Consider the following 22,021-nt stretch of genomic DNA (forward strand, 5'->3'; position numbering starts at 1 on the left):
CACCCCGCAACACCCCCCCACGTTGCGATCAGATGACTCGTCAGCGACGTCCCGCCCTGGGACAGTGGGACGCATGACGAACGAAGCGGCCAGGACGTACCCGACCCCCGAGGTCCCGCACGTGGGCGTCCGCGGCGAGGCGACCCTCGAGGCCGAGCCCGAACTCGCCCGGATCGCCGTCACCGTCAGCGCCCGCGGCACTGACCGCCGCGGCACCCTGGACGACCTCGGCGCCCGCAACGCGGCGGTGCTCGACCTGGTCAAGAGCTACGGCGAGGCGGTCGACAAGCTGGAGACCGGCGCCTTCGTGATCACCCCGGAGCTGCGCGAACGCCGGCGCGGCGAGCGGATCCGGGCCTACCACGGCAGCGTTCGCATCGGCGTCACCCTCACCGACTTCACCGCCCTGGGCGAACTCGCCACCCGGCTGGCCGACCTCGACCTCACCCGCGTCGACGGCCCCTGGTGGTCGCTGCGCCCCGACTCCCCGGCCTACCGCGCGGCCCGGCAGCAGGCCGTGCGCGACGCCGTGCAGCGCGCCCGCGAGTACGCCGAGGCGCTCGGCGCCCGGCTGCTCGCCCTGGTCGAACTGGCCGACGAGGGCATGCAGCAGACACTGGCCTTCCCGGGCCGCCCGGCGATGCGGGCCGCCGCCTTCGCCGGCGCGCCCGGAGGCGCGGAGGACATGGCCCGGCCCCTCGACATGGAACCGGAGCAACAGAGCGTGTACGCACAGGTCACGGCGCACTTCACCATGACGGCCCCGGACCTGTCGGGCGGGCCCGCCGCGTCCGGCGGCTGAGGGCGCGGGGCGGCCGTCCGGCGCGGCTCTTGGGGGCATGTGTGCTGTTCGCACGGCATCATCCCGAATGTCGCGGACGTCTGTTCATCGGTTGTCGGCAAGCGTTAATCATGGCGACGCGGGACAGTCGCCTTCCGCGGGCTCTCTACTGTGAAGTAGGTCATAGGCTCGCTCCATGCGCCGAGCAAAAATCGTCTGCACCCTCGGGCCCGCCACCGACGGCTACGACCAGATCAAGGCTCTGGTCGAGGCCGGAATGGACGTCGCCCGCCTGAACATGAGCCATGGCTGCCTTGCCGATCACGAAGAGCGGTACCAGCGCGTGCGCAAGGCCTCCGACGAGAGCGGCCGCAGTGTCGGGATCCTCGCGGACCTTCAAGGCCCGAAGATCCGACTGGGACGTTTCGCCGAAGGACCCGTACTCCTTGAACGTGGTGACGAGTTCACCATCACCACCGAGGAAGTCCAGGGAGACCGGCTGATCTGCGGCACGACGTACGCCGGTCTCGCCGGCGACGTCACGCGCGGTGAGCGGATCCTCGTCGACGACGGCCGCGTCACCCTCGAGGTCACCGAGGTCGACGGCCCCCGCGTGCGCACCATGTGCATCGAGGGCGGTCTGATCTCCGACCACAAGGGCCTGAACCTCCCCGGCGTCGCCGTGTCCGTGCCGGCCCTGTCCGAGAAGGACGTGACCGACCTGCGCTGGGCGCTGCGCACCGGGGTCGACCTCATCGCGCTCTCCTTCGTGCGCAGCGGCCGGGACGCCGAGGAAGTCCTGCGGATCATGCGCGAGGAGGACCGGCGGGTCCCCGTCATCGCCAAGATCGAGAAGCCGCAGGCGGTGGAGAACCTGGAGGACATCGTCGCCGCCTTCGACGGCATCATGGTTGCCCGCGGCGACCTCGGGGTCGAGATGCCGCTGGAGGCCGTTCCCCTGGTCCAGAAGCGCGCGGTCACCCTCGCCCGGCGCAACGCCAAGCCGGTGATCGTGGCGACCCAGATGCTGGAGTCGATGATCGAGTCCTCCCGGCCCACCCGCGCCGAGGCATCCGACGTCGCCAACGCCGTCATGGACGGCGCGGACGCGGTCATGCTGTCCGGCGAGACCAGCGTCGGCAAGCACCCCGTCGAGACGGTGAAGACCATGAGCCGGATCGTCGCCTCCGCCGAGGAGGACATGCTCGCGGGCGGCCTGCCGCCGCTGACCGAGCAGAACAAGCCCCGCACCCAGGGCGGCGCCGTCGCCCGCGCCGCGGCCGAGATCGGCGACTTCCTGGACGCCAAGTACCTGGTGGCGTTCACCCAGTCCGGCGACACCGTCCGCCGGCTGTCCCGGTACCGCTCGCCGATCCCCGTCCTGGCCTTCACCCCCGAGCCGGCCACCCGCTCGCAGCTCAGCCTCACCTGGGGTGTGGAGACCTTCATCGGGCCGGTGGTGCAGACGACCGACGAGATGGTCCGGCAGGTCGACGAGGAACTGCTGCGGATCGGCCGTTGCCAGAAGGGCGACACCGTGGTCATCACGGCCGGCTCGCCCCCCGGCGTGGCGGGCACCACCAACCTCGTGCGCGTGCACCACATCGGGGAGGACGACTTCCCCTCCGGTCCCGCGGGCCGCTGAGCCCCCGCAGTCCCACGAAGAAGAACAGCGCGTCAGGCGAGGAACCCGATCCTGCGGGTTCCTCGCCTGACGCGCTGTCCGCCTGAACCTGCCGGCGGCGGGCCTCCGCGCCGGCGGACCGGCCCGGTCAGCCTGCCTTGCCGGAGGCGGTGGCTCCCTCGGTCTCCGTGGCGGAGGGGGAGGGCGATTCGCCGGGCGTGTCCGTCGCGCAGGGGTCCGGCGAGGTGGTGTCCGTGGGCGTCGTGCCGTCCGTGGCCGACGGGGTCGGGCAGGTCGGCGACGACGTGGGGTCCGTCGGCGTGTCCGTCGGGCCGGTCGTCGGGCCCGACGTGGGGTCGTCCGTGGTCGGGTCGCCGGTCGGACCGGTGGGTCCCGTAGGGCCGGTCGGCCCCGTGGGACCGGTGGGCCCCGTAGGACCGGTGGTCGGCCCGGTCGGCGACGTGCCGCCGGTGGGCTTGGGACTGCCGATCGTGCCGGTCGGCGACACGGTGGGCCGGGGCGAGGAGTCGATCGGCGAGCCCGACGGGGACGGCGACCAGGTCGGGGTGTGCGGCGGCTTGGGGGACGGCGGCACGATCTCCGGCGTGTCACTGCCCGCGCCACCGATGTCCGGCAGGGAGACGATGCCGCCCTTGCGGAAGTGGGCGTACCAGGCCAGCACGGTGTTCAGGTACGCCTCGGAGTGGTTGTACCCGAGGATGGCCTGGTGGAGGTTGCTCTCCACCGACATGTCGCGGTTGCCCGCGCACAGGTAGCGGCCGGCGGCCAGCGCCGCGTCGAAGATGTTGTTCGGGTTGCTCACCCCGTCGCCGTTGCCGTCGGCGCCCCAGGTCTGCCAGGTCTGCGGGATGAACTGCATCGGGCCGACCGCGCGGTCGTGGACGGTGTCCCCGTCCCACATGCCGTCGTCGGTGTCGGTGATGTCCGCGAAGCCCTCGCCGTTCAGGACCGGGCCGAGGATCGGCGTGATCGTGGTGCCCTCGGAGTCCACGTTGCCGCCGCGCGCCTGGTTGGACTCCACCTGGCCGATCGCGGCCAACAGCTCCCAGCGCATGTTGCAGCCCGGGTCGCTGGCGGCGAGCGCCACCTCGGCCCGCCGGTACGCCTCCAGCACCGTCGCCGGCAGCCCCGAACCGTCGGTGCCCACCGTGCCCGTGCCCGTGCCCGTGCCGGTACCGGCACCGGTGCCGGGCGTCACGGACGAACCGGGGGCAGGCGTGTTCAGCGGCGGGAGCGCGGTGTAGTAGTCCGACGAGCCGCCGTCGATGGGGTCGCCCGGCGGGGGCGTGACAGGAGCACCCGAACTCGTGTTGACGACCTGCGGGAAGCCGGCCGCGGACTGCGAGCCCGTCAGCGCCGCCATGGCCGCGGCGGCCACCGCGGTGCCCAAGACTCCCCTGCGGATCCGCCGTCCGTACCGCGCTCGCATATGAGCTGCCCCTCCCGAAACCGAGTTGTGCGTCTCCCTGCGCGACAACCCTGGTGACCCTACGGCAACTTCTTGAACGGAGCTACCGTCCAAAGCGTCGCATACTGATCTGACAGACATGTTCGGAAAGAGGTTGCATGCCGTTCACGATCAGCCACGCCCTCGCGGTGCTGCCCGGCCTGCGGCAGGACGGCCGCGGCACCCCCCGCGGACGCGGCCCGCTCGTCGCGGCGGCCCTGGTCGCCGGCTCCTTCGCCCCGGATGTCCCCTACTTCGCCGACTCCCTGGTCTCCGGGGTGTACGGCTACGGCACGTTCACCCACGCGCCGCTGGGCCTGGTCACCGCGGACCCGCTCATCGCGGCCGCGCTGGCCGGCGGCTGGGTGCTGCTGCGCGAACCGGTCGTGGCACTGCTGCCCGGGCGGTGGCGGCACCGCGCCTGGGTACTCACCGGATGCGGCGACCGCCGCCGGCCCACGGTGCGTTCCGCCGCCGCCTTCTGGGTCTCGGCCGCGGCCGGTGCCGTCACCCATGTCGTCTGGGACGCCTTCACCCACCACGACCGCTGGGGCGTCCGCCTGCTGCCGGTCCTGGACCAGCAGGTGCACGGCACACCGCTGCACAAGTACGCGCAGTACGGCACCTCGGCCGTGGCGCTGGTGCTGCTGGCCCGGTACGCGATCCGCGCGCTGCGCGCCGTGCCCGAACCGCACACCCCCGAACCGCACACCGCGCCGGACCGGGCCGGGGAGCAGGGCTCCCGGCTGCCGCGGCTGTCCCGGCGGGCCCGCGCCATCGCCCTGGCCGCCCTCGGGACCACCACCGCCGCCGCGGCCGCCGTGCGCGCCGGCCAGTGGTACCAGGCCACCGGCGACGCCGCCGGGATCATCCCGTCCGCGCTCTTCGGCGCCGGAGCCGGCCTGGCCCTGGCCGCCGCGGTCCACGCCGGTGCGGTGCGCCTGGCACACCGCACCGGGGACCGGACGGCTCAGTGCGCCGCGGACTCCCAGTCCGTGCCCACGCCCACCGACACGTCCAGCGGCGCCCGCAGGGGATAGGCGGCGGCCATCTCGCGGCGCACCAGCTCCTCCACGGCGGCCCGCTCGCCCGGAGCCACCTCCAGCACGATTTCGTCGTGCACCTGGAGCAGCATCCGCGACCGCAGCCCCTCGGCGTCCAGCGCCGCGGCCACCTTGAGCATCGCGATCTTGACGATGTCGGCGGCCGAGCCCTGGATCGGCGCGTTCAGCGCCATGCGCTCGGCCATCTCCCGCCGCTGCCGGTTGTCGCTGGTGAGGTCCGGCAGATAGCGGCGGCGGCCCATCAGCGTCTCGGTGTAACCCGTCACCCGGGCCTCCTCCACCACGCGCTGCAGATAGTCCCGCACCCCGCCGAACCGCTCGAAGTAGGTGTCCATCAGACCGCGCGCCTCGGCCGCCTCGATGCCCAGCTGCCCCGACAGGCCGAACGCCGACAGCCCGTACGCCAGCCCGTACGACATCGCCTTGATCTTCCGCCGCATCTCGGCGTCCACCTGCTCCGGCGGCACCGAGAAGACGTACGAGCCGACGGTGGTGTGCAGGTCCTCGCCCGAGTCGAACGCCGCGATCAGGCCCTCGTCCTCCGACAGATGGGCCATCACCCGCAGTTCGATCTGGCTGTAGTCGGCGGTCAGCAGCGACTCGAAGCCCTCGCCCACCACGAAGCCCCGGCGGATCGCCCGGCCCTCGTCGGTGCGCACCGGCACGTTCTGCAGGTTGGGATCGGTCGACGACAACCGGCCGGTCGCCGCCACCGTCTGGCTGAACGTGGTGTGGATCCGCCCGTCGGGCGCCACCGTCTTGATCAGGCCCTCCACCGTCACGCGCAACTTCGCCTGCTCGCGGTGGCGCAGCATGATGACCGGCAACTCGTGCTCGGTCTGCGCCGCCAGCCACGCCAGCGCGTCCGCGTCGGTGGTCCAACCCGTCTTGGTCTTCTTCGTCTTGGGCAGCCCCAGCTCGCCGAAGAGCACCTCCTGCAGCTGCTTGGGCGAGCCGAGGTTGAACTCGTGGCCGACCGCGGCGTGCGCCTCCTTCACCGCCAGCTGCACCTCGCCGGCGAACCGCTGCTCCAGGCGCTCCAGATGCTCGCGGTCCGCGGCGATGCCCGCCCGCTCCATCCGCGCCAGCAGCGCGGACGTCGGCAGCTCGACCTCGCGCAGCAGACGCAGCGCGCCGTCCTGCTCCAGCCGGCCCATGAACGCCTCGCCCAGGTCCAGCACGGCACGCGCCTGCACCATCAGCGCGTCCGCCTCCGCCTCGTCGTCGGCGCCGAAGGCCAGCTGGCCGTCCTCGCCGCCGGCCGGGGACAGCTCACGGCCCAGGTACTCCACCGAGAGGGTGTCCAGCGCGAACGAGCGGCGGCCGGGCTTCACCAGGTACGCGGCCAGCGCCGTGCACATCGTGATGCCCTCCACGACCCAGCCGTGCTCGGCGAAGACCCGCACCAGGCCCTTCGCGTCGTGCACCACCTTCGGCCGCTGCGGGTCGGCCAGCCACGCCGCGAACGCCCGCTCGTCCTTCTCGTCCAGGGCCGACGGGTCGAACCAGGCGGCCTGCCCGCCCGCGTCCGCCAGCGCGACCTCCGAGACGCTGCCCGCGCCCAGCGCCCAGGCGTCGACCGTGGCCAGGCCCAGCGGCCCGCCGGCGTGCTCCTCCAGCCAGCCCGCCAGCTCTCCCGCGGCCAGCGCCCGGCCGTCCACGGCGACACCGGCGGCGATCTCCTGCTCCTCCTCCTGCGCCCCGGGGTCGGCCGCGAACAGCCGCTCCCGGAAGTTGGGGTGGCGGAACTCCAGGGCGTCCAGCACCACGTTGAGGCCCTCGCGGTCGTACGGCAGGCGCTCCAGCCCCTCCGGACCGCTGGGCAGCGTCACGTCCCGGACCAGCTCGGTCAGCCGCCGGTTGAGCTTCACCGACTCCAGGTGGGCCCGCAGGTTCTCACCGGCCTTGCCCTTCACCTCGCCCGCGCGCTCCGCCAGTTCCGCGAACGAACCGAACTGCGTGATCCACTTGGCGGCGGTCTTCTCGCCCACACCCGGGATGCCCGGCAGGTTGTCCGACGGGTCGCCGCGCAGCGCCGCGAAGTCCGGGTACTGCGCCGGGGTCAGCCCGTACTTCTCCTCCACCTTCGCCGGCGTGAAGCGCGTCAGCTCCGAGACGCCCTTGGTCGGGTAGAGGACCGTGACATGGTCCGAGACCAGCTGGAAGGAGTCCCGGTCACCGGTGACGATCAGCACCTCGTAGCCCAGCGCCTCCGCCTGGGTGGCGAGCGTGGCGATCACGTCGTCCGCCTCGAAGCCCTCCATGGCGAAGCGCCGCACGTTCATCGAGTCCAGCAGCTCGCCGATCAGCTCCACCTGGCTGCGGAACTCGTCCGGAGTGGCGGACCGGGTGGCCTTGTACTCGGGGAACTCCTCCAGCCGCCACGTGCGCCGCGAGACGTCGAAGGCCACCGCGAGATGCGTCGGCTGCTCGTCACGGAGCGTGTTGGCCAGCATCGAGGCGAAGCCGTACACCGCGTTCGTCGGCTGACCGGTGGTGGTGTTGAAGTTCTCCACCGGCAGCGCGTAGAACGCGCGGTACGCCAGCGAATGCCCGTCCAGCAGGAGCAACCGGGGCCGCCCGCCCCCCTCGGGTGCGGTGCCGGTCGCTGCGCTCGTCTTCTCTGCCTTTGCTGCCACGCAACCGATCCTCCCACGCCCGACTGACACTGCCGGTCCTCCGCCCTGTCGTGGCAGGATCGGAACCATGGCAGGCAAAGCACCAGCAGGCGACCCCGTTCAAGACGCACCCGAGGTCAGCGCCCCGCAGCACGCCGCTGCCGGGCTCCCGGCCGTAGGTCATTCGCTGCGGATGGCGCAGCAGCAGATGGGCATGAGGCGCACCGCTCTCACCCTCCTCAAGGTCAACCAGAAGGACGGGTTCGACTGTCCCGGCTGCGCCTGGCCGGAGCCCGGGCACCGGCACACCGCCGAGTTCTGCGAGAACGGCGCCAAGGCCGTCGCGGAGGAGGCCACCCTGCGCCGGGTCACCCCGGACTTCTTCGCCGAGCACTCGGTCGCCGACCTGTCCGGCCGCAGCGGCTACTGGCTCGGCCAGCAGGGCCGCCTGACCCAGCCCATGTACCTGCCCGACGGCGCCGACCACTACGAGCCCGTCCCCTGGGAGCGGGCCTTCGAGATCGTCGCCGGCGAACTGACCGACCTGGGCGGCCCCGACGAGGCCGTCTTCTACACCTCCGGCCGCACCAGCAACGAGGCCGCCTTCCTCTACCAGCTCTTCGCCCGCGAGTTCGGCACCAACAACCTGCCCGACTGCTCCAACATGTGCCACGAGTCCTCGGGCTCCGCCCTGGTGGAGACCATAGGCATCGGCAAGGGCAGCGTCCTGCTGGAGGACCTCTACCGCGCCGACCTGATCATCGTCGCCGGGCAGAACCCCGGCACCAACCACCCCCGCATGCTCTCCGCCCTGGAGAAGGCCAAGGCCGGCGGCACCCGCATCGTCACGGTCAACCCGCTGCCCGAGGCCGGACTGCAGCGCTTCAAGAACCCGCAGACCCCCAAGGGGCTCGCCGGCGGCGGCACCGCCCTGGCCGACCTCTTCCTGCAGATCCGCCTCGGCGGCGACCAGGCACTCTTCCGCGCCCTCAACAAGGCCCTGCTGGAGGCCGAGGAGCAGGCACCCGGCACCGTCCTGGACCGCGCCTTCATCGACGAGCACACCCACGCCTTCGACGAGTTCGCGCGCGCCGCCCGCGCCACCGACGCCGCCGAGGTCGCCCGCGCCACCGGCCTGCCGCAGTCCGACATCGACGCGCTGCTCGCCATGGTGCTCGGCGCCAAGAGCGTCATCGTCTGCTGGGCCATGGGGCTGACCCAGCACAAGCACTCCGTGCCCACCATCAAGGAGGTCGTCAACTTCCTCCTCCTGCGCGGCAACATCGGCCGGCCCGGCGCCGGCGTGTGCCCCGTGCGCGGCCACAGCAACGTCCAGGGCGACCGCACCATGGGCATCTACGAGAAGCCCGCCCCGGCCTTCCTGGACGCCCTGGAGAAGGAATTCGGCTTCGCCCCGCCCCGCGAGCACGGCCTGGACACCGTCGACTCCATCCGCGCCCTGCGCGACGGGCGGGCCAAGGTCTTCTTCGCCCTGGGCGGAAACTTCGTCGCCGCCTCACCCGACACGGACGTCACGGAAGCCGCCATGCGCCGCGCCCGCCTCACCGTCCACGTCTCCACCAAGCTCAACCGCTCCCACGTCGTCACCGGCGCCCGCGCCCTGATACTGCCCACCCTCGGCCGCACCGAGAAGGACCTCCAGGCGGCCGGTGAGCAGTTCGTCACCGTCGAGGACTCCATGGGCATGGTCCACGCCTCCCGCGGCGGCCTGCGGCCCGCGGGCCCCCACCTGCTGTCCGAGCCCGCGATCATCTGCCGTCTGGCCCGCGCCGTCCTCCCGCACTCCGCCGTCGACTGGCAGGGCCTCGAAGGCGACTACGACCGCATACGCGACCACATAGCGCGCGTGATCCCCGGCTTCGACGACTTCAACGCCAAGGTGCGCCGTCCCGGCGGCTTCACCCTGCCGCACGCCCCCCGCGACTCCCGCCGCTTCCCCACCGCCACCGGACGCGCCCACTTCTCCGCCGACCCGGTCGAGTACCCGCACGTCCCCGAGGGCCGGCTGCTGCTGCAGACCCTGCGCTCGCACGACCAGTACAACACCACCATCTACGGCCTCGACGACCGCTACCGCGGCATCAAGGGCGGCCGCCGCGTCGTCCTGGTCCACCCCGAGGACGCCGCCGCCCAGGGCCTCGCCGACGGCGCCTACGCCGACCTCGTCGGCGAGTGGACCGACGGCAGCGAACGCCGCGCCGAGGGCTTCCGCGTCGTGCACTACCCCACGACCCGCGGCTGCGCCGCCGCCTACTACCCCGAGACCAACGTCCTGGTGCCGCTGGACCACACCGCCGACACCAGCAACACCCCCGCGTCCAAGTCGGTCGTGATCCGGCTGGAGGCGACCACCCCGCCCGGCACCCCGCACTGACCGTCGGGTAGAAAACGGCCCAGTACACCGAACGACGACGATCGGAGCCACCGTCCATGTCCGAGCAGACCGCCACGAGCCTTCTCCCGCCCGAGGTCATCGAGCAGTACGCCGACCTCGGCGTCGACCTGGTGGCGCTCTTCTCCGCCGGCAGCCTGGGCAACCGCATGGGCATCGAGATCGTCGAGGCCTCCGCGGACCGCGTCGTCGGCACCATGCCCGTCGAGGGCAACACCCAGCCCTACGGACTGCTCCACGGCGGCGCCTCCGCCGTCCTGGCCGAGACCATCGGCTCCGTCGGGGCCATGCTGCACGGCGGCCCCGGCAAGGTCGCCGTCGGTGTCGACCTCAACTGCACCCACCACCGCGGACTGCGCTCCGGTGTCGTCACCGGCGTCGCCACCCCCGTGCACCGGGGCCGCTCCTCCGCCACCTACGAGATCGTCATCAGCGACGAGCAGGACCGCCGCGTCTGCTCGGCCCGCCTGACCTGCGCGCTGCGCCCGGCCGCACCGCCCGCCCCCGGCACCACCCCCGCCTGACACCCGCCCGGAACGCGGAACCGCCCCCGGAACACTCCGGGGGCGGTTCTCCGTGCGCCAGGGGGCAGGCCGGCCGCTACGCGGCGCCCTCGCCCAGGTACGCCGCCCGCACCCGCGGGTCGGACAGCAGACGCGACGCCTCGTCCTCCATGACGACCGCACCGGTCTCCAGGACGTAACCGCGGTCGGCCAGCTGCAGCGCCTGCGCGGCGTTCTGCTCCACCAGCAGCACGGTCGTGCCCTGGTCGTTGATCTCCTTGATGATCTCGAAGATCTGCTGCACGATCAGCGGCGCCAGACCCATCGACGGCTCGTCCAGCAGCAGCAGGTTCGGCCGCCCCATCAGAGCGCGGCCGATCGCCAGCATCTGCTGCTCACCGCCGGACAACGTGCCCGCCAGCTGCGAACGCCGCTCCGCCAGCCGCGGGAAGAGCGTCAGCACCCGGTCCAGGTCGTCCTTGGGCACACCCTTGAAGCGGTACGCGCCCATCTCCAGGTTCTCCAGCACCGACATCACCGGGAAGACCCGGCGGCCCTCCGGGGAGTGCCCGATGCCGAGCTGCACCACCTTGTGCGACGGAACACCGTCGATGCGCTCGCCGCCCAGCCGCACCTCGCCGTGGCGCGGCTGCAGCAGACCCGAAATCGTGCGCAAGGTGGTGGTCTTGCCGGCACCGTTGGCACCGAGCAGCGCGACGATCTCGCCCTGGCGGACCGTCACATTGATGCCCTTCAGCGCCTGGATCGCGCCGTAGAACACCTGCAGATCGACCAGCTCCAGCATCGCCGGGGCGGCCTCGGCGACGGAAGCACCCGACGCCTTCTCGACGTTGGCGGCCTCGGTCATCGGCCCTCCTCCTCGGACTCGCGCGGCGCGGGGACCTCGGGCGCCGCGGACGCGGCGTCCTCCTCGGCGGCGGCCTCGACCAGCTCCGAGACGGCCTCCACAGCCTCCACAGCCTCCTCGTCGGCTGACCCCAGGTACGCCTCGATCACCGCGGGATCGCGCTGCACCTCCTCGGGCAGCCCCTCGGCGATCACCTTGCCGAAATTGAGCACCATGACGCGGTCGGCGACCGACATCACGAGCTTCATGTCGTGCTCGATCAGCAGCACGCTGACGCCCAGGTCCTGGTTGATCCGGCGGATCAGCTGCTCCAGCTCCAGCTTCTCCGTCGGGTTCGTCCCGGCGGCCGGCTCGTCCAGCAGCAGCACCTTGGGATCGGTCGCCAGGGCGCGTGCGATCTCCAGGCGCCGCTGGTCGCCGTAGGACAGGCTCGCGGCCAGCTCATTGTGCTTGCCCGCCAGACCCACGTACGACAGCAGCTCCTGGGCCCGCTGGTCGCTGGCCCGCTCTTCCCGCCGCGCCCACGGCATGCCCAGCATGATCGAGATCGCTCCCGACTTCTGCCGCGACTCCGCCGCGATCTTGACGTTCTCCAGCGCCGTCAAGGCGCCGAACAGCCGGATGTTCTGGTAGGTCCGCGCCACTCCGTACCGGTTCACCAGGTACGGCTTGGCACCGAGCAGCTTGCGCTGCGCACCGCCCTCCTCGTGGAAGGCGATCGTGCCCTCCTGCGGGACGTACACGCCCGTCAGGGAGTTGAACAGCGAGGTCTTGCCCGCGCCGTTCGGGCCGATCACCGCGAGGATCTCCCCGCGGCGCATCGTCAGGTTCACCTCGGACAGGCTGGTGAGACCGCCGAACCGCAGCGTCACACCGCGGGCCTCCAGCACCGTGTCACCGGTCTGCGCGGGCTGCGTGCCCGCCTCCGTCACCGCGCTCACTTCTCCACGCCTCCCGTCGGCTCGCTCATGGCGTCGGCGTCGCCGATGCCCGCCTCCGCCATGTGCAGCTCGCGCTGCCTGCGGCGGGAGGGGATCACACCCTGCGGACGGAAGATCATCATGATGACGAGCAGCGCGCCCAGGTAGATGAAGCGGTCCTGCTCCGGCACGTAGTCCCGCAGCGCGTTGGGCAGCCACACCAGCAGTGCCGCACCGAAGAGCACACCCGCGATCGAGCCCATGCCGCCGAAGACCACATAGGCCAGCGCGAGCACCGACAGCACAATGGTGAAGTTCTCCGGGTTGATGAAGCCGACCTTGCTGGAGTACACCACGCCCGCCAGACCCGAGGTCGACGCGCCGATCGCGAACGCCAGCAGCTTGTACCGCACGGTGTTGATACCCGTCGCGGACGCGGCCACCTCGTCCTCCCGGATCGCCGTCCAGGTGCGGCCGATCCGCGAGTGCTCCAGGCGGTTGTACAGGAAGATCAGCACCACCAGGAAGAACAGCAGCAGGTACCAGTACGGCAGCGGGTCCAGCGTCCAGTCGTAGTTGATCGGACCGATGTGGATCGACGGGTGCGGGATGCCGATGACACCGCGCGAACCGTTCGTGAAACCGTCCGAGTTCTTCGCGACCAGGTACACGATCTCGTGGAAGCCCAGGGTCACGATCGCCAGGTAGTCGCCCCGCAACCGCAGCGTCGGCGCACCGAGCAGCACACCGGCGATCAGGCACGTGACGATGGCGAACGGGATCGACTCCAGAGCGCCCACCGTGAACGGCGGCTTCACCGGCATGTGACCGGTCCAGAACGCGCAGGAGTAGGCGCCGATCGCGTAGAAGGCGATGAAGCCCAGGTCCAGCAGACCCGCCCAGCCGACCACCACGTTCAGACCCACCGCGATGATCATGAAGATCCCCATCTGCGTGACGAGGACCTCCTGCCAGAACAGGCTCGTGTTGGCCGGAATCACGATCGCCAGCACCAGGACCAGCACCAGGCCGCCCACCCGCAGCCAGACATTGCCGCGGAACATCGCCCGCGCCGGCTCCAGCGACTTGGTGATCCCCTGCGTCCCCTGCCGGGCCGCCTCACGCACCGGGGCGCCGAACTCCATCAGCGCCCACAGGGCCGCCAGGACCACCAGGCAGATCCACAGCCGCGCCGACTCGAAGGCGCCGGTGAACGCCGACAGCTTCTCCGCCGGATTGCCGTCCTCACCCGTCATCAGCGCCAGGACGAAGCCCAGCACCAGCATGCCCAGCAGCCGCACCCAGCGCGGCTCCTGGTACCAGGCCCGGCGGCGCAGCTTCGCCACGTCCACCGAGAAGGTCCCGGCATCACTCATGCCACTCATGCCGACCTCCCCAGACGCTCGCCCATGATGCCCGTCGGACGGAACATCAGCACCAGGATCAGGACCACGAACGCGGTCACGTCGATCCACTGGGTGCCGAACACCGGCGAGCTCAGGTTCTCCACGATGCCCAGCAGCAGACCGCCCAGCATCGCGCCGCGGATGTTGCCGATACCGCCCAGCACCGCCGCCGCGAACGCCTTGATGCCCGGCAGGAAGCCCACCGTGAACCAGACCTGGCCGGAGATGCCGAAGCCGTACAGGAAGCCCGCCGCACCGCCCAGCAGACCGCCGATGATGAACGTACGAGAGATGATCTTGTCGATGTCGACGCCCATCAGACCGGCCGTCTCCGCGTCCTGGGCGACGGCACGGATACCGGCACCCATCTTGGTGCGGTTGACCACCAGGTCGAGGCCGATCATCATCGCCACCGCGGAGCCGATGATGATCAACTGAGTGATCTTCACCGGGGTGCCGAAGACGCTGAAGACCTCACCATTGGTGTACAGCTCCGGCATCGGCACAGGGTTGCGGCCCCACAGCTTGCCCGCCAGGTTGTACAGGAAGAACGACGCACCGATGGCGCTGATCAGGAAGACCAGCTTCGGGGCATTTCGCTTGCGCAGCGGCTTGTACGCCGCTTTCTCCAGTCCGAACGCCGTCAGCGCACCGACCAGGGCGCCGGCGATCATGCCGACGATCACCCAGACCACGGACGTGAAGCCGTGCGGGCTCTGCGGGGCGAGCTCGGAAAGCACGACGAGCGAACCGAAGCCGCCCATCATGAAGACCTCGCTGTGGGCGAAGTTGATGAGCTGGAGCACGCCGTAGACCAACGTGTACCCGATGGCGATGACGGCGTACATGGAGCCCGTCGTCAGCCCTGGGATGAAGTAATCCCAGAAGTTGTGAAAGAGATTCATCGTGCGTGGGAGTCCTTGCTGAAGCCGGTGAAGGGCGGCGAAATCGCGTCCGACACGGCGATGGGGGGCGCGGGGCGACGGCCGGAGCCGCGTCCCACGCCCCCCACCTCAGGTGCCGGAACCCGGATCAGCCGTTGCTGAGGGTGGCCACGTCACCCAGGTAACCGATCTTGCCGCCGGTCACCTGGTACAGGTACACGTTCTTGGTCTTGAGCTCGCCCTTGTCGTCGAAGGCGAACTCCTTGGTCAGACCCTTGTAGTTCACGACCTTGAGCGCCGCGAGCAGCTTGTCGCGGGTGACGTCCTTACCCAGCTTCTTCATCTCGGAGATGATCAGGTTCGCGATGTCGTACGACTCGGCCGAGTAGGTGCCCGGAGGCGTGTTGAACTTCTTGGTGTACGCGTCGGTGAACGCCTTCGTCGCCTCGTTCTTCGTGGCGTCGGTGCACGGGCAGGTCAGGTACCACTTCTCCGACGCCGCGCCCGCCAGCTCCACGAACTTCGCGTCGTTGGAACCGTCACCGGACACGCCGATGCCCTTGAAGCCGCCGTCGGCCAGCTTCTTGGCGAACGGAGCCAGGTCCGCGTAGTAACCCGCGTAGATCAGCGCGTCGGCCTTGGAGTTGACGACCGTCGTCGCGGCGGCCGTGTAGTCCGGGGTCTTCGCCGGCACCGAGTCCGTCTGGACCGTGATGCCCGCGGCCTTCAGGCTGTCGATGGCGACCTTCGCCAGACCCACGCCGTACTCGCTCTTGTCGTCGATGACGAAGACCTTCTTGGCCTGCACCTTCTTCGACAGGTACTCGGCCATGCCGGCGCCCTGCTCGTTGTCGTTCGGCGCACCGCGCAGGAACGACGTGAAGCCCTGGTTCGTCAGGTCCGGGTTGGTCGCCGAAGGCGTCACCGCGGCAAGCGTCGCCTGCGCGTACAGACCGCCCGCGGCCTTCGTCGGACCGGAGAACGCCGGGCCGACCACCGCGACGACACTGCTGTCACCGATCAGCTTCTGGGCAGCGGCAGGCGACTGGTCCGGAAGACCCTGGTCGTCACCGTCCACGACCTTCAGCGTGAAGGGCAGGTCGCCCTTGGCGTTGGCCTCTTCCACGGCCAGCTTCAGGCCGTTGTCCTCATTGATGCCCAGTGCGCTGTTGTCACCCGACAACGGACCCTGGAAGCCGATGGAGAACGTCGGCTTGCCACCATTGCTGCTGTCGTCCTTGCCGCCACCGCACGCGGTGAGCGCAAGGGCACCAACTGCCACCGGAAGAGCAAGCTTGACGAGCTTTTTGTTGAGCACTACGACCCCCTGGATCCGCCCAAGTGATTACAGTCGGCGGGCCGTAGGCCCCCCGCATTGCGACCGCGTGGGAGCCACGCGGGTTGGCGGGAATGTAATCCGCTGATCAGGCACTCAGATAGGCCGAGGGAAGAGATGTGATCGTACAGTGACCTCGGTCATGTGCCGGAAACAGAACGGTCCTTACCGGTAACCGGACGAGTCCAGCGGAAGAAGTGCGGATGAATGCCCGAAATGGCGTCACTCCACCGCAAGACACCCGACACCTGCACGCCGTCGCCGCGACAGCCACCCTCGCCGGCGCCCTGACCACCGCCCTTGTCGCCGCCGCCCTCTGGCCCGCCACCCCCCGGGCCACGCCCCAACGCCCCCTGCGTCAACTCGAGATCGCCCTCGACGCACCCGCCGTCCACCCCGGGAATCTCGAATTCCGCGCCCTTGCGCTGCGCTGCGGAATCGCCGTCATCGTCGGCACCCACGCCGAACACCCCGCCAAAGGACGCCTCTGCCGCATCAGAATCGACGTCACCGTCGACGACTCCGTCAGCGTCCGCCTCGACAACGACAACCAGCGCCTCGTCCTCGCCGACGGAACCCGCCACTCCGTCGACTGGGAGGCCATGCAGATCAAACGCCAGCCGCTCACCCTCGACATCGGCGCCCACGACAGCGCCCAGTACGACCTCTGGTTCGACATCCCCAAGGACGCCGCCGTTGACCGGCTCGCCGTCACCAACGACAAAGGGATGCCCATCAAGGACATCCCTCTGCCACACCTCGACTGGCCGGACCACTCCGCCTGACGGCAGGCAACGACCGCGGCCCGACGGCTACGTGACCGCGCCGTCCACCTCGTCCAGCACCGCCTGGGCCACCGCCTGCATCGTCATCCGGCGATCCATCGACGTCTTCTGGATCCACCGGAACGCGGCCGGCTCGCTCAGCCCGTACTTCGTCTGCAGCACGCTCTTCGCCCGGTCCACCAGCTTCCGGGTCTCCAGCCGCAGGCTCAGGTCCGCGACCTCCGCCTCCAGCGCCCGCAGCTCCGTGAACCGCGACACCGCCATCTCGATGGCCGGCACCACGTCGCTCTTGCTGAACGGCTTCACCAGGTACGCCATCGCCCCGGCGTCCCGGGCCCGCTCCACCAGCTCCCGCTGCGAGAACGCGGTCAGCATCAGCACCGGAGCGATTTTGTTCTTGGCGATCCGCTCCGCCGCCGAGATCCCGTCGAGCACCGGCATCTTCACGTCCAGGATCACCAGATCCGGACGGAGCTCCTCGGCGAGGCTCACGGCCGTCTCGCCGTCCCCCGCCTCCCCGACCACGGAGTAGCCCTCCTCCTCGAGCATCTCCTTGAGGTCGAGCCTGATCAGAGCCTCGTCCTCGGCGATCACCACGCGGGTGGTGTGCGGCGGTACGTGCGTGTGCTCGTCAACGGGCTCGGGCTCGGCGGCGCTCACGGGACTCCTCGTTCCAAGGCAGGTGCTGGGTATAGAGCCTACCTAGCTGCGGTATGTTTGAGGTGCGGAGGGTCTAGACTGTCCTTCGTTTCGAAAGGCCCCGGTAGCCCAACTGGCAGCAGGCGATGGATTCAAAACCCATACAGTGTCGGTTCGAATCCGACCCGGGGCACTCTGCCTTCAATTCCAAGGTTCGCCAACCGTTGGCGATCTTCACTGGTTGGGGTGAACAAGGCTTCGAATGAGGCCCCGGCGAGCGCCTTCCGGCGCATTGTCGGACGCGTGTACGACCTCGCAGAACGCCGCCGAGCCGTCGCGCTCGTCTCCCAGGGGCACAGCCTCAATGCCGTGAGCCGGATGACCGGCGTGTCCCGCTCCGCCATCCGCGACTGGTGCGTCCGCATCGAACCCCTGCGGCCCGGTCCGGTCTGCACCGGTCGCGCCTCGGGCCCCGCCTACGCGTACCTGCTCGGCCTCTACCTCGGCGACGGCTGCATCAGCCGCCGGCGCCGGGGCGGGTATGCCCTGCGCATCGCCTGCGGCGACGCATGGCCCGGACTGATCGACGCCTGTGAGGAAGCCGTTCGGGCCGTGCGCCCCGGCAACTCCGTCTGCCGCGTCCGCACTCCGGGCTGCACCATGGTGACGTCCTGGAGCAACCACTGGCCCTGCCTCTTCCCGCAGCACGGCCCGGGCAGAAAGCACGAACGGCCCATCGCGCTGGAACCGTGGCAGCAGGAGGTCGTCGACGAGCACCCCTGGGACTTCGTCCGCGGGCTCATCCATTCCGACGGCAGCCGGGTCGTCAACCGGACCACGCGCACGGTGGCAGGCCAACCCAAGCGCTACGCGTACCCGCGCTACTTCTTCACCAACGTCTCCGCCGACATCCGGCGTCTGTGCACCGACACCCTCGACGCGCTGGGCGTTGCCTGGAGGCAGTCGAACGCCTCCAACATCTCCGTCGCCCGCAAGGAGTCCGTCGCGCTCATGGACCGCTTCATCGGTCCGAAGTATTGAGCCGCGCCTTCGTGTGCCGCGTGGCCGTGGCCGTCGCCGGGTCCTCCGGCCAGGGGTGCTTCGGGTAGCGCCCGCGCAGTTCCGCGCGGACCGCGCGGTAGCCCTCGCGCCAGAAGGAGGCGAGGTCGGAGGTGACCGCGGCGGGGCGGCCCGCGGGGGACAGCAGGTGCACGACCAGGGGCACGCGGCCGTCGGCGATGCGCGGGGTGGTGGTCCAGCCGAAGAGTTCCTGGAGCTTGGCGGCGAGGACGGGCCGGTCGCCGTCGTAGGAGACGCGTACGCGGGACCCGGAGGGGATCTCGACGCGCTCCGGGGCGAGTTCGCCGAGCCGGGCCGCCTCGCCGCCCGCCCAGGGCAGCAGGCGGGACAGGGCGGCGCCCGCGTCGGTGCGGGCGAGGTCGGATCGGCGGCGGGCGCGCGCGAGTTCGGGGGCGAGCCATTCCTCGGCGCGGTCCAGGAGGGCGGCGTCGGAGACGTCGGGCCAGGGGTCGCCGAGTTCGCGGTGGAGGAAGGCGAGGCGCTGCCGGAGGGCGGTGGCGTCGCGTGACCAGGTGAGCAGGCCGGGGCCTTCGCGGCGCAGGCCGTCGAGGAGGGCGGCGTGCAGCAGCGCGGGGTCGGGGGTGGTCAGCGGCCGGGTGCCGAGTTCGATGGCGCCGAGGCGGACGGTGTGGTGGGCGGTGATGTCGCCGTCGGTCCAGGAGACGTCGTCCCGGGCGGTGAGCAGGGGGGCGGCGGCGGTGCGGGCGGTGTCCTCGTCGATGGCGGTGGCGAGGCGGACGCGCGCGGTGGGGGCGCCGGCGGGGCGGTCGGCGACGGCGACGGCGAGCCAGCCGGGGGTGCCGAGGCGGGTGCCGGCGGCGAGTTCGGCGGCGGTGCCGGAGGCCATGAGGTAGCTGCCGGCGGCGCGGCGGCGTGCGACGCGTTCGGGGAAGGCGAGGGCGGTGACGAGGCCGGCGGCGGTGTCGTCGGTGAGGGCGCTTTGGGGGTGGTCGGGCGCGGCGGCGGCGAGGCGGCGGGTTTCGGCGCGCCAGCGCGCGGTGTAGGCGTCGTGGGCGCGGCGTGCGGTGCGCCAGGCGGTGGTGAGGTCGTCGCCGTAGTCGCGCGGGGGTTCTTCGGCGATGAGGGCGACGATCTCGGCGGCGCGCCGGGTGCCGGTGCGGGGGGCGCCGTCGAGGAGGGCGCGGGCGAGGCGGGGGTGGAGGCCGACGCGGGCCATGCGGGCGCCGTGGTCGGTGGGCAGGCCGTCGGGGCGGGTGGCGCCGATGGCGGCCAGGACGTCGCGTGCGGCTGTCAGGGCGCCCGCGGGGGGCGGGTCGAGGAGGGCGAGCCCGGTGGCGTCGGGGGCGCCCCAGGCGGCGGCCTGGAGGGCGAACGGGGTGAGGTCGGCGATGGCGATCTCGGGGGAGGGGTAGCGGGGGCGGCCGGTGTCGTCGGCCTGGTTCCAGCAGCGGTAGGCGTGGCCGGGTGCTTCGCGGCCGGCGCGGCCGAGGCGCTGGGCGGCGGTGGCGTGCGAGGCGCGGACGGTGGTGAGGGAGCCGAGGCCGCGGGCGTGGTCGGTGCGGGGTTCGCGGGCGAGTCCCGAGTCGACGACGACGCGGACGCCGGGGACGGTGAGGCTGGATTCGGCGACGGAGGTGCTGAGGACGACGCGCCGGCGGCTGCCGTCGCCGCCGTGCAGGACGTCCTCCTGTACGGCGGCGGGGGCCTGGCCGTGGAGCTGCAGGACGTCGGTGCCGTTTCCGGGGAGGTCGCCGAGGAGTGCGGCGACGCGGGCGATCTCGCCGGTGCCGGGCAGGAAGCACAGGATGTCGCCGTGGTGGTCGCGCAGGGCGGTGCGCACAGTGGCGGCGATGTGGTCGAGGAGGGCGGGGTCGACGCGCATGCCGTGCGGGGGCCGGGTGCCGCGCGGGGGCGGCGCGTGGGTGACGTCGACGGAGTGGGTGCGGGCCTCGGCGCGGACGACGGGGGCGTCGTTGAGGAGCCGGGACCAGGCGTCGGCGTCGGTGGTGGCGGAGGCGGCGACGAGCTGCAGGTCGGGGCGGAGGGTGGCGCGGACGTCGAGCAGGAAGGCCATGGCGGTGTCGGCGTCGAGGTGGCGCTCGTGGCATTCGTCGAGCAGGACGGTGTGGGTGCCGGGGAGTTCCTGGTTGCGCTGGAGGCGTTGCAGCAGGACGCCGGTGGTGACGACTTCCACGCGGGTGGCGGGGGAGACCTTGCGTTCGCCGCGGACGGTGAATCCGACGTGCTGCCCGGCTTCCTCGCCGAGCAGCCAGGCCATGCGGCGGGCGGCGGCCTTGGCGGCCATGCGGCGGGGTTCGGCGACGGTGACGTGGCGTGGGGGGCCCTCGCCGGTGAGGCCGGCGAGGGCGAGCGGCACGAGGGTGGTCTTGCCGGTGCCGGGGGGCGCGGCGAGGACGGCGCAGCCGTGGGTGCCGAGTGCGTCGCGCAGCGCGGGCAGGGCGGCGCGTACGGGGAGTGCCGCGAGGGCGTCCCGGCGGGGGCCGGGGGGCGCGGGGGTCATGCGGTGGTGCAGACGAAGATCGCCGTGCCGGGGATGAGCCGGCCGCGCAGGGGTGACCAGCCGCCCCATTCCTCGGTGTTCCAGGCGGGCCACTCGGGTTCGACGAGGTCGGTGAGGACGAAGCCGGCGGCGGTCAGTTCGCGGATGCGGTCGCCGAGGGTGCGGTGGTGCTCGACGTAGACGGCGTGTCCGTGGTCGTCCTGTTCGACGTAGGGGGTGCGGTCGAAGTAGGAGGCGGTGGCGGTCAGGCCCTCGGGGCCGGGTTCGTCGGGGAAGGCCCAGCGGACGGGGTGGGTCACGGAGAAGATCCAGCGGCCGCCGGGGCGCAGGACGCGCCGTACTTCGCGCATGACGTGGGCGCTGTCGGCGATGAAGGGCAGCGCGCCGTACGCGGAGCAGGCGAGGTCGAAGGAGGCGTCGGCGAAGGGCAGGGCGCCGGCGTCGGCCTGGACGAGGGGAAACCGGGGGGCTGTGCTTCCCGGGCTTCCCGTGGCGTGCTGGTCGATGCGGCGGGCGTGCTGGAGCTGGCGGTGGGAGAGGTCGAGGGCGACGGGGCGGGCGCCCTGGGCGGCGAGCCAGCGGGAGCACTGGGCGGCGCCGGCGCCGATCTCGAGGACGGCGGTGCCGGCGAGCCGTTCGGCGGGCCCGAGAATCCGGGCGTCCTCCTCGTTCAGCCCCTCGGGTCCCCAGACGAATTCGGCGTCGCCGAGGAACTCGCCGTGGTCGGTCTGGTACTCGTCGGCGTTGCGGTCCCACCAGCCGCGGTTGGCGCGGCTGCTCTCCGTGGTGCCCGCGGTACGGCGGGTGGCCTCGGCTTCTTCGGGCAAGGGCTGGGGGGGCGGTGCTTGGATCATCGCGGTGGTCGTCGTACCCTCTGTGGTGACCTGTGGCTGTGGTGGCGCCGCAGCACGTGTTTGCGTCAGTGCCCGGTACGGGGTGTTCCGCCCGTGGTGTGCTCTTCGCGCATTGACCGTGCCCGGCTGCCCCCGTATGCTACAAGTTGCGCTGCGAGCCTGCGCGCCTCGGACGGAGCAGGCTGCGCTCACATCTGTTGTAAACCTCTCGGCCTTGTGGGCTGTCCGGAATCGGCAGGAGCGAAACGGGCTTACGGCGTAGCAGTACCTACGACTTCATGTCCGTACCGGAGCCC

General features: G+C 71.4%; 17 protein-coding genes and 1 tRNA gene. 8 read left to right on the top strand and 10 right to left on the bottom strand.

What is annotated here, in order from left to right; genetic code table 11:
- Window positions 1-73: 73 nt before the first annotated feature.
- A complete protein-coding gene (locus ABZ883_RS31335; RefSeq protein ID WP_360912088.1) occupies window positions 74-802 on the top strand; it encodes an SIMPL domain-containing protein in 729 nt (242 codons plus the stop codon).
- Between the two features lie 175 nt (window positions 803-977).
- Complete coding sequence (gene pyk, locus ABZ883_RS31340; RefSeq protein ID WP_360912090.1) at window positions 978-2,426, top strand: pyruvate kinase; 1,449 nt, start codon at window positions 978-980, stop codon at window positions 2,424-2,426.
- Between the two features lie 127 nt (window positions 2,427-2,553).
- Here the strand turns inward: pyk and ABZ883_RS31345 are convergent, their stop codons facing one another.
- Window positions 2,554-3,816: a lytic transglycosylase domain-containing protein gene (locus tag ABZ883_RS31345; RefSeq protein ID WP_360912092.1), complete on the bottom strand. Its 1,263-nt coding sequence runs from the start codon at window positions 3,814-3,816 to the stop codon at window positions 2,554-2,556.
- Between the two features lie 176 nt (window positions 3,817-3,992).
- Here ABZ883_RS31345 and ABZ883_RS31350 point away from each other — a divergent pair, with 176 nt between their 5' ends.
- On the top strand, window positions 3,993-4,913 hold the full coding sequence (locus tag ABZ883_RS31350) for a DUF4184 family protein (protein ID WP_360912094.1): 921 nt from the start codon (window positions 3,993-3,995) through the stop codon (window positions 4,911-4,913).
- Here ABZ883_RS31350 and polA read toward each other — a convergent pair.
- On the bottom strand, window positions 4,844-7,576 hold the full coding sequence (polA, locus tag ABZ883_RS31355) for a DNA polymerase I (protein ID WP_360912096.1): 2,733 nt from the start codon (window positions 7,574-7,576) through the stop codon (window positions 4,844-4,846). The two genes, ABZ883_RS31350 and polA, sit on opposite strands and share 70 nt — an antisense overlap.
- A 67-nt stretch (window positions 7,577-7,643) precedes the next feature.
- On the opposite strand from polA, the gene ABZ883_RS31360 reads away from it, so the two are divergent.
- A complete protein-coding gene (locus tag ABZ883_RS31360) occupies window positions 7,644-9,950 on the top strand; it encodes an FdhF/YdeP family oxidoreductase (RefSeq protein WP_360912099.1) in 2,307 nt (768 codons plus the stop codon).
- Between the two features lie 56 nt (window positions 9,951-10,006).
- Complete coding sequence (locus ABZ883_RS31365; protein WP_360912102.1) at window positions 10,007-10,492, top strand: hotdog fold thioesterase; 486 nt, start codon at window positions 10,007-10,009, stop codon at window positions 10,490-10,492.
- Window positions 10,493-10,568: 76 nt separating this feature from the next.
- Here the strand turns inward: ABZ883_RS31365 and ABZ883_RS31370 are convergent, their stop codons facing one another.
- The 5 genes from ABZ883_RS31370 to ABZ883_RS31390 form a co-directional block, all read right to left on the bottom strand.
- Window positions 10,569-11,339, bottom strand: a complete 771-nt coding sequence (locus ABZ883_RS31370) for an ABC transporter ATP-binding protein (protein WP_360912104.1) — start codon at window positions 11,337-11,339, stop codon at window positions 10,569-10,571.
- Window positions 11,336-12,271 carry an ABC transporter ATP-binding protein gene (locus ABZ883_RS31375; protein WP_360912170.1) on the bottom strand — a complete coding sequence of 312 codons (936 nt, stop codon included), beginning with the start codon at window positions 12,269-12,271 and terminating at the stop codon, window positions 11,336-11,338. Before ABZ883_RS31375 ends, ABZ883_RS31370 begins: the two co-directional genes overlap by 4 nt.
- 5 nt (window positions 12,272-12,276) lie before the next feature.
- On the bottom strand, window positions 12,277-13,644 hold the full coding sequence (locus tag ABZ883_RS31380; RefSeq protein WP_360912106.1) for a branched-chain amino acid ABC transporter permease: 1,368 nt from the start codon (window positions 13,642-13,644) through the stop codon (window positions 12,277-12,279).
- Complete coding sequence (locus ABZ883_RS31385) at window positions 13,641-14,570, bottom strand: branched-chain amino acid ABC transporter permease (protein WP_319661145.1); 930 nt, start codon at window positions 14,568-14,570, stop codon at window positions 13,641-13,643. Before ABZ883_RS31385 ends, ABZ883_RS31380 begins: the two co-directional genes overlap by 4 nt.
- 127 nt (window positions 14,571-14,697) lie before the next feature.
- Entirely contained in the window at window positions 14,698-15,831 is a 1,134-nt protein-coding gene (locus ABZ883_RS31390; RefSeq protein WP_360912109.1) for a branched-chain amino acid ABC transporter substrate-binding protein, read from the bottom strand.
- A gap of 257 nt (window positions 15,832-16,088) precedes the next feature.
- On the opposite strand from ABZ883_RS31390, the gene ABZ883_RS31395 reads away from it, so the two are divergent.
- The gene (locus tag ABZ883_RS31395) at window positions 16,089-16,670 is read left to right on the top strand and encodes a hypothetical protein (protein WP_360912111.1); all 582 of its coding nucleotides are present in this window, start codon (window positions 16,089-16,091) and stop codon (window positions 16,668-16,670) included.
- A gap of 27 nt (window positions 16,671-16,697) precedes the next feature.
- Here the strand turns inward: ABZ883_RS31395 and ABZ883_RS31400 are convergent, their stop codons facing one another.
- Complete coding sequence (locus tag ABZ883_RS31400; RefSeq protein ID WP_360912113.1) at window positions 16,698-17,330, bottom strand: response regulator; 633 nt, start codon at window positions 17,328-17,330, stop codon at window positions 16,698-16,700.
- 97 nt (window positions 17,331-17,427) lie between these two features.
- Here ABZ883_RS31400 and ABZ883_RS31405 point away from each other — a divergent pair.
- Both ABZ883_RS31405 and ABZ883_RS31410 read left to right on the top strand, forming a co-directional pair.
- Window positions 17,428-17,502, top strand: a tRNA-Leu gene (locus tag ABZ883_RS31405).
- A 110-nt stretch (window positions 17,503-17,612) separates the two neighbouring features.
- Window positions 17,613-18,350 (top strand): helix-turn-helix domain-containing protein, encoded by a 738-nt coding sequence (locus ABZ883_RS31410; protein WP_360912115.1) that lies wholly within the window; start codon window positions 17,613-17,615, stop codon window positions 18,348-18,350.
- On the opposite strand, the gene hrpB is transcribed toward ABZ883_RS31410, so the two are convergent.
- Entirely contained in the window at window positions 18,331-20,871 is a 2,541-nt protein-coding gene (hrpB, locus tag ABZ883_RS31415) for an ATP-dependent helicase HrpB (protein ID WP_360912118.1), read from the bottom strand. The genes ABZ883_RS31410 and hrpB overlap by 20 nt on opposite strands.
- Complete coding sequence (locus ABZ883_RS31420) at window positions 20,868-21,725, bottom strand: class I SAM-dependent methyltransferase (RefSeq protein ID WP_360912120.1); 858 nt, start codon at window positions 21,723-21,725, stop codon at window positions 20,868-20,870. The genes hrpB and ABZ883_RS31420 overlap by 4 nt, the downstream gene beginning before the upstream one ends.
- Window positions 21,726-22,021: the final 296 nt, after the last annotated feature.

It is taken from the genome of Streptomyces sp. NPDC046977, assembly GCF_040644455.1.
Taxonomy (GTDB): Bacteria; Actinomycetota; Actinomycetes; order Streptomycetales; family Streptomycetaceae; genus Actinacidiphila.

Coding starts and splice junctions, on each gene's coding strand:
- ABZ883_RS31335 (WP_360912088.1), top strand. CDS start 74: ATGACGAACGAAGCGGCCAGGACGTACCCGACCCCCGAGGTCCCGCAC.
- pyk (WP_360912090.1), top strand. CDS start 978: ATGCGCCGAGCAAAAATCGTCTGCACCCTCGGGCCCGCCACCGACGGC.
- ABZ883_RS31350 (WP_360912094.1), top strand. CDS start 3,993: ATGCCGTTCACGATCAGCCACGCCCTCGCGGTGCTGCCCGGCCTGCGG.
- ABZ883_RS31360 (WP_360912099.1), top strand. CDS start 7,644: ATGGCAGGCAAAGCACCAGCAGGCGACCCCGTTCAAGACGCACCCGAG.
- ABZ883_RS31365 (WP_360912102.1), top strand. CDS start 10,007: ATGTCCGAGCAGACCGCCACGAGCCTTCTCCCGCCCGAGGTCATCGAG.
- ABZ883_RS31370 (WP_360912104.1), bottom strand. CDS start 11,339: ATGACCGAGGCCGCCAACGTCGAGAAGGCGTCGGGTGCTTCCGTCGCC.
- ABZ883_RS31380 (WP_360912106.1), bottom strand. CDS start 13,644: ATGAGTGGCATGAGTGATGCCGGGACCTTCTCGGTGGACGTGGCGAAG.
- ABZ883_RS31385 (WP_319661145.1), bottom strand. CDS start 14,570: ATGAATCTCTTTCACAACTTCTGGGATTACTTCATCCCAGGGCTGACG.
- ABZ883_RS31395 (WP_360912111.1), top strand. CDS start 16,089: ATGAATGCCCGAAATGGCGTCACTCCACCGCAAGACACCCGACACCTG.
- hrpB (WP_360912118.1), bottom strand. CDS start 20,871: ATGACCCCCGCGCCCCCCGGCCCCCGCCGGGACGCCCTCGCGGCACTC.
- ABZ883_RS31420 (WP_360912120.1), bottom strand. CDS start 21,725: ATGATCCAAGCACCGCCCCCCCAGCCCTTGCCCGAAGAAGCCGAGGCC.